General features: G+C 43.0%; 6 protein-coding genes and 2 tRNA genes. 4 read left to right on the top strand and 4 right to left on the bottom strand.

From position 1 onward, the window contains the following. Window positions 1–315: 315 nt before the first annotated feature. The 3 genes from ACED42_RS21360 to ACED42_RS21350 all read right to left on the bottom strand — a co-directional run bounded on the left by ACED42_RS21360 (window position 316) and on the right by ACED42_RS21350 (window position 2680). Window positions 316–459 carry a hypothetical protein gene (locus ACED42_RS21360; protein WP_371704073.1) on the bottom strand — a complete coding sequence of 48 codons (144 nt, stop codon included), beginning with the start codon at window positions 457–459 and terminating at the stop codon, window positions 316–318. A 357-nt stretch (window positions 460–816) separates the two neighbouring features. Further along, window positions 817–2157 carry a CDP-diacylglycerol--serine O-phosphatidyltransferase gene (gene pssA / locus ACED42_RS21355; RefSeq protein WP_371704071.1) on the bottom strand — a complete coding sequence of 447 codons (1341 nt, stop codon included), beginning with the start codon at window positions 2155–2157 and terminating at the stop codon, window positions 817–819. A gap of 91 nt (window positions 2158–2248) precedes the next feature. Continuing rightward, entirely contained in the window at window positions 2249–2680 is a 432-nt protein-coding gene (locus ACED42_RS21350; protein ID WP_012605012.1) for a GNAT family N-acetyltransferase, read from the bottom strand. A 66-nt stretch (window positions 2681–2746) separates the two neighbouring features. Between ACED42_RS21350 and murB the strand changes: the two genes are divergently transcribed. Both murB and birA read left to right on the top strand, forming a co-directional pair. Continuing rightward, complete coding sequence (gene murB, locus ACED42_RS21345) at window positions 2747–3793, top strand: UDP-N-acetylmuramate dehydrogenase (protein WP_371704069.1); 1047 nt, start codon at window positions 2747–2749, stop codon at window positions 3791–3793. Further along, entirely contained in the window at window positions 3790–4755 is a 966-nt protein-coding gene (birA, locus tag ACED42_RS21340; protein WP_371704066.1) for a bifunctional biotin--[acetyl-CoA-carboxylase] ligase/biotin operon repressor BirA, read from the top strand. The genes murB and birA overlap by 4 nt, the downstream gene beginning before the upstream one ends. Before the next feature lie 7 nt (window positions 4756–4762). Here the strand turns inward: birA and coaA are convergent, their stop codons facing one another. Then, the gene (gene coaA, locus ACED42_RS21335) at window positions 4763–5686 is read right to left on the bottom strand and encodes a type I pantothenate kinase (RefSeq protein ID WP_009844725.1); all 924 of its coding nucleotides are present in this window, start codon (window positions 5684–5686) and stop codon (window positions 4763–4765) included. Between the two features lie 209 nt (window positions 5687–5895). On the opposite strand from coaA, the gene ACED42_RS21330 reads away from it, so the two are divergent. Next, window positions 5896–5971 (top strand) — tRNA-Thr (locus ACED42_RS21330). Window positions 5972–6015: 44 nt separating this feature from the next. Continuing rightward, window positions 6016–6100: transfer RNA gene (locus ACED42_RS21325), tRNA-Tyr, on the top strand. Window positions 6101–6193 lie beyond the last annotated feature (93 nt).

Below are 6193 nucleotides of genomic sequence, written 5' to 3'. Positions count from 1 at the left end.
CGCCGGGGGTCGCGGGTTCGAGTCCCGTCCACTCCGCCACTTATTAGAAAAGCCCCGCTAGAAATAGCGGGGCTTTTTTACATCTCAAGAAAAGTGTTTTGTTTTTGGGTTGTATGATACCAACCCGGGAAATTAACTGTTCAGGTTTATCCAATCTCTTCTGATCATCTCTGTGGTGCGACCTTTGAACTCAATAAATCCATTCCAAGTGCGACAAACCTTGGAAACAAAGTCGTTATGATTAGTGAGACTTTGATTCGCTAGATAATGTTGTCGCAACTAACTCCAAACTTGCTCTATAGGGTTGGGCTCTGGCTAGTAGGGGGGAAGCTTGATAGTAGTGACGTTATTAAATTCTCTCGCAATATCATCAGTATGCCAGCCTGCACCATCCATAATCACGACTGCATAACGTCCTTTTTTTGTAGCCTTAGATACCTGCTCTAAGTGATTTTTCATTATGTCCTTGTTGATCCAAGGAGCTACTATGGCTTCACCAATTCATACCGAACCAAACAAATAGCCGTATTAAAATTGCTGTTTTTTTACCACGAGAGGCCTGGTTCCACGAGTCGCCCAAAGACGTGTAGTTGTGTTCTGTTGACAAAACCTAGCTTCGTCTTGGATTTTCTGTGATTTTTTCGGTGTTTAGATCGAGAAGTTCTCCAAGAGAAGTCCATTTGGTCGAGGAGATAATAGACAGAATTCGGGTGGTAGTACTTATCAACGATTTTCACGATTTAGTCATTTATATCGCAGATACAAAAACGCCTAGCGTTTGCTAGGCGTTGATAAATAGTATTTCTAATACATCGACTAAAGTATTTGTTTAAGCACTCTATCGGCTTTCACACGAGTGATCTTACGAATCAACTTCTGAACTTCTACCGGGTAGCTCTCTACCTTATCTAACTGCTTATAAGTACAGATAAGCTGAGTGTGTTGAAGGATATTATCCACTTCAGCCTGAAACTTGTCTGTTAGGTGATGGTAGTTATCTTGGATAAAGATGCCGTTCTCTAGATCCAACTTCCATGCGCGAGGGTTTAGGTTATTACCTGTTAGTAGCATGTAGCGCTTATCTACCCAAATACCCTTTAGGTGGAAGCTATTAGAATCGTGTTGCCAAAGTCGAATTGATAGATTACGGCTAGCAATATGAGCCTCATTCGCTTTAGCGAAACGACGTAAGTTCAATTCGTAAAGGTATGGCAGACCACCAATCGTTTTAAACTCTTCTTCTGGCGAGATAAAGAAATCATTCGCTGTCTTATCGCCAACAACAATGCTGACCTTTACGCCACGCTTAAGCGCTTTCTTCACTTCTTTAGCTAGGCTAGGTGGGAAGTTGAAGTAAGGTGTGCAGATAAAGATTTCATCTTTAGCTTGAGCTACGAGTTGATTGATTCCCTGATTCAGACGGTTACGTCTTTTACCGATACCAACTAATGGTGTTACAGCAACTTGGTCTGCTGCAACCTCTTGAGCATCGAATTGATACTGAGACCTTGCTAATGATGCACGAAACTGACGAATCGCTGGTTTCAGTTCTTTGGTCGAAGGCTTGTTCTTATCAGCCAGGTCATAAACAGCGCTGTCCGCAACCATCTGTTCGTGTACGTAGGTAAACATTGAATCAGCAAGCGCTGCGTTGTTTAAAACATGGTAACGATCAAAGCGATAGCGGTCATGGTAATTCAGGTAGATATTGTTAAGGCTTGCACCGCTGTATATCACGCTGTCATCGACGATAAAGCCTTTTAAATGCAATACGCCAAAGACCTCTTTGCCGCGAACTGGAATGCCATAGACGGGTACAGAGTGCTGATATTTTTCTCCAAACTCTTTATACATTGCAGCATTACCTTCAGAAGACTCTGCGCCAATCAATCCACGCTGAGCTCGGTGCCAATCGACACAAACGCTCACGTCTAATTCTGGATTCTTTTGTTTTGCTTCATATAAGGCAGTTAGGATTTCACGGCCAGCCTCATCATCTTCAAGATATAAAGCGACTAAACTAATACGAGTCGTTGCGCGAGATATCTCATCAAGTAGACGAGTTCGAAACTCTTGCGCTGATAGTAGTACTTCAAACTTGTCAGGATTCTGCGCTATGGTTGGCAACTGTATGAATGGATTCCTACTGGCAATCATATTGACTGTTTTACCTTAAAAATATGCAAAATTGCGAACCTTTAATTTTACCAAAGGGATAGCATCAAATACTAGATAATCGAGGCATTCTCTAACAATTTTGCTGATAATGCATAGGAATGAGATCTTTTCCGCTATTCGAGTAGCGCTCGTATAAAACTCTTAAACCATTTGGCAGATCTTTAGGCTCTACTTGTACGAATTTGTGTCGCGCGTAAAAATTGGTGAGATGAGCGTACGCAAAGCAGTAATCGTCTTCCGTAAGTGTATGTTGCGCACAATAGTCCATAAGCTGGGAGCCTAATTGCTTACCGCGATGTTGTTTTGATATCGCCATTCCAGTAAGTAAGCGATTATTCTCTATTGTACGAAAGCGCACGACACCGCAAAGCTCGTTATCCAGTAATAACGAATAGATCAGTTCACTTTTATTGGCTTTTCCCGTTGGGTAATGTTCTTTATAGAAACGTTTAACTAAGGGAACCTTTACTGGGTCTAATTGGGTAATGATGACATTGTTCATTCAGTCACTGCGCCATTGGTTTATCTGCTGTAGAATGACTGCAGTGTAAGTTAATTGAATATCGCCATGCAATTCCATCTCAATGCTAGTTTAAAAAATGTTCATACTTTTTCGATAGAACAGACGTGTGATACGTTGGTTGAAGTCACCACTATCGAAGAATTAATTTCCGTTTACAGAGACCCTAAATGGTCAGCTTTACCTAAGTTAATACTGGGTAAAGGCAGTAATATGCTTTTTACTGAGCACTTCGCTGGTCTGGTCATAGTGAATAAATTATCCGGGATTGAGTTGACCGAGACGGACAGTCATCACCTACTGCATGTTAGTGGGGGGGAAGATTGGCCAAACTTAGTTGAATGGAGTGTGGATAAAGGGCTCGGTGGTCTAGAAAACCTAGCAATGATACCTGGCTGTTCAGGTTCGGCTCCGATTCAAAATATTGGTGCGTATGGTGTTGAGCTACAAGACGTATGCGAGTATGTCGATATCCTGTGTCTGGATACTTATACAGTTAAGCGATTGAGCAAAGAAGAGTGTCTCTTTGGTTACCGAGATTCTATTTTCAAGCACGCTCTCTACGATAAAGCGATTGTTGTTGCGATTGGTTTAACGTTGCCGAAAGAGTGGGAGCCATGCAATCACTATGGCCCGTTAAAAAGCCTAGCAGCCGATACGCTCTCTCCTCGTACTATATTTGATGAAGTATGCATTATCCGTTCAAGTAAGTTGCCAGACCCTAGAGTCCAAGGTAATGCGGGCAGCTTCTTCAAAAACCCTGTGATCACCAAAGATCATTTTGATCGCCTGTTCGCTCTATACCCAAACATTGTAGGCTATGAGAGCAATGACATGATCAAAGTCGCTGCAGGCTGGTTGATTGATCAATGCCAGTTCAAAGGCGTGACAGAAGGCGGCGCTCAAGTTCACCCAAACCAAGCATTAGTTATCATCAATTATGATAAGGCTTCTGCTGTGGATATCCTTAAGCTTGCAGAGCGAGTACGTCAGTCTGTCTTGAATAAATTCGATATTCGACTGGAACATGAAGTGCGTTTTATGGGACGAGACTGCGAGACAAACCTAGACAAGGCTTTGGAGTCATTGGCATGAGAGAACACAGTACCAAGCTTGCACTATTGAGATGTCTTGCTGACGGTGAGTTTCATTCAGGTGAAGATCTAGGTGAAACGATTGGTGTCTCACGAGCGGCTATCAGTAAGCACATTAAAGGTATTCAAGGGTGGGGTTTAGATATCTACCGAGTACAAGGCAAGGGCTATAAGTTAGCTAGCCGTTTAGATATGCTTCACGAAGACAAATTGTCTGTTGTTAGTCGAGATGCTTCTCTTGAACTGATTCCAATCATAGGTTCTACAAACCAACACCTATTAGAGCGTACTAACACCCTCGAATCGGGTTCTGTCTGTATTGCTGAATATCAAGCTGCGGGACGTGGACGTCGTGGACGAGAGTGGGTATCGCCATTCGGTGCAAACCTCTATCTTTCAATGTATTGGAGACTCGACGCAGGGATGGCTGCCGCGATGGGCTTGAGCCTTGTGGTTGGTGTAGCTGTTGTTGAAGCTTTGGAAGAGATGGGCGTAGAAGGTATAAAGCTCAAATGGCCGAACGACCTTTACCACAATGACAAGAAGCTTGCCGGTATCTTGGTAGAGCTGTCAGGACAGTCTGGTGGCGCTGCTCATATTGTGATTGGTTTAGGGCTAAACTTATCCATGGATCCAACAACATCAGGTATTGGCCAACCGTGGACTTCTCTTAAAGAAGTGTGTGATGGGAAGGTGCCCGATCGCAATCAGTTAGCGCAGGCTCTGATCAATGCCTGGGATAAGTCTCTTGTTGATTATGAGTTGAAAGGGATGTCGAATTTTGTAGAGCGTTGGAATCGCTTTGATAATTTCTTAGGTCGCAATGTTAGGTTGATCATTGGACCTAGAGAAATTGAAGGTGTTGTTCAAGGCATCGATGAACAAGGTGCTGTATTACTCAAAACTGAGAATGGTATCGAGAGCTATATCGGCGGAGAGATATCGCTAAGAAAAGGCGATTAATGTGTTACTATTTTCTTAGTAATACTTCTTCAACCATATGATCTGCGCCTTTACGTAGAATCAAGTGAGCCCTTTCTCGTGTAGGAAGGATATTTTGCTCTAGGTTCAAGCCATTAATTGAACTCCAGATACCTTCCGCTTTATCCAGTGCCGCTTGGTTCGATAATTTTGTGTAATGACTAAAGTAAGAGCCAGGTTTGGTAAACGCGCCATCGCGGAATTTCATAAAGCGATTGACGTACCACTCTTTGATTTGTTGGCTATCAGCGTCAACATAGAGAGAGAAATCAAGGAAGTCTGAAATAAACACGCGATGTGGCTCGTGTGGATCGTTCATGCCTGTTTGCAAGACATTAAGTCCTTCAATAATAAGCACATCTGGTAGGTCGACACACTTAACGTCATCAGTAATGTTGTACGTAAGATGCGAGTACACGGGAGCCGTGACATTTCTCTTGCATGCTTTTACATCCGAAACAAAGTTCACTAAACGCTTAATATCGTAAGACTCCGGAAAGCCCTTTTTACTCATCAATCCTTTTTCTTCTAACACCTCATTTGGGTATAAGAAGCCATCGGTTGTGACTAGCTCAACTTTTGGGTGGTTCTCCCAGCGAGAAAGTAGGGCTTTAAGCAGTCGTGCAGTTGTACTTTTGCCCACAGCGACACTTCCAGCAATACCGATGATAAAAGGTGGTGCTTTCTCGTTTTTATCCAGGAATTGATGGAGTACTGAGTTTCTATTCTGTCTGGCTGCCACATAGAGATTTAATAGGCGAGAGAGCGGCAGGTAGATCTCAACGGCTTCCTCCATTGTGAGCTTTTCATTGATGCCTTGAAGCTCTTTTAAGTCGCTCTCAGAAAGTGTCATCGGAACTAAATTCCTTAGCTCAGACCAACGTTCGCGGTCAAATGACATAAATGGGCTCATATAAACTCTATAGTGGATAACAAAACAAGTGCATGGAAAATACATCAAGCGATAGATAAATAAAATATCTTCCTGTACTAGATGTGGGTTAAAGGCAGAAACCTTGAGCTAAATAGCCGTATCTAGGAATTTCATAGGAGAATTTTTCACTTTTTTTCAATTTACTATTGCAAGGTGGAAAATCATTCAATAAAATGCGCCCCACTTGTGCCGACTTAGCTCAGTAGGTAGAGCAACTGACTTGTAATCAGTAGGTCACCAGTTCGATTCCGGTAGTCGGCACCACTTTCTCCCTTTCTTTAAGGTAAGCGAGAGAAAGCTCAAAATTTGGAGGGGTTCCCGAGTGGCCAAAGGGAGCAGACTGTAAATCTGCCGGCACTGCCTTCGATGGTTCGAATCCGTCTCCCTCCACCATATTCTAAAGGTTAAATAGCTCAAACAGAGTTACGTGTTGCGTGCATCGTATAATGGCTATTACCTCAGCCTTCCAAGCTGATGATGCGGGTT

The sequence above is a fragment of the Vibrio sp. FF145 genome (assembly GCF_041439075.1).
Lineage (GTDB): Bacteria > Pseudomonadota > Gammaproteobacteria > Enterobacterales > Vibrionaceae > Vibrio > Vibrio tasmaniensis_A.
Note: the sequence above shows the minus strand (reverse complement) of the source record. Positions and strands in the feature narration are given on the sequence as shown.

Excerpts from the sequence above, each read along its gene's own strand:
- ACED42_RS21360 (WP_371704073.1), bottom strand. The coding sequence starts at position 459 with ATGAAAAATCACTTAGAGCAGGTATCTAAGGCTACAAAAAAAGGACGT.
- pssA (WP_371704071.1), bottom strand. The coding sequence starts at position 2,157 with ATGATTGCCAGTAGGAATCCATTCATACAGTTGCCAACCATAGCGCAG.
- ACED42_RS21350 (WP_012605012.1), bottom strand. The coding sequence starts at position 2,680 with ATGAACAATGTCATCATTACCCAATTAGACCCAGTAAAGGTTCCCTTA.
- murB (WP_371704069.1), top strand. The coding sequence starts at position 2,747 with ATGCAATTCCATCTCAATGCTAGTTTAAAAAATGTTCATACTTTTTCG.
- birA (WP_371704066.1), top strand. The coding sequence starts at position 3,790 with ATGAGAGAACACAGTACCAAGCTTGCACTATTGAGATGTCTTGCTGAC.
- coaA (WP_009844725.1), bottom strand. The coding sequence starts at position 5,686 with ATGAGCCCATTTATGTCATTTGACCGCGAACGTTGGTCTGAGCTAAGG.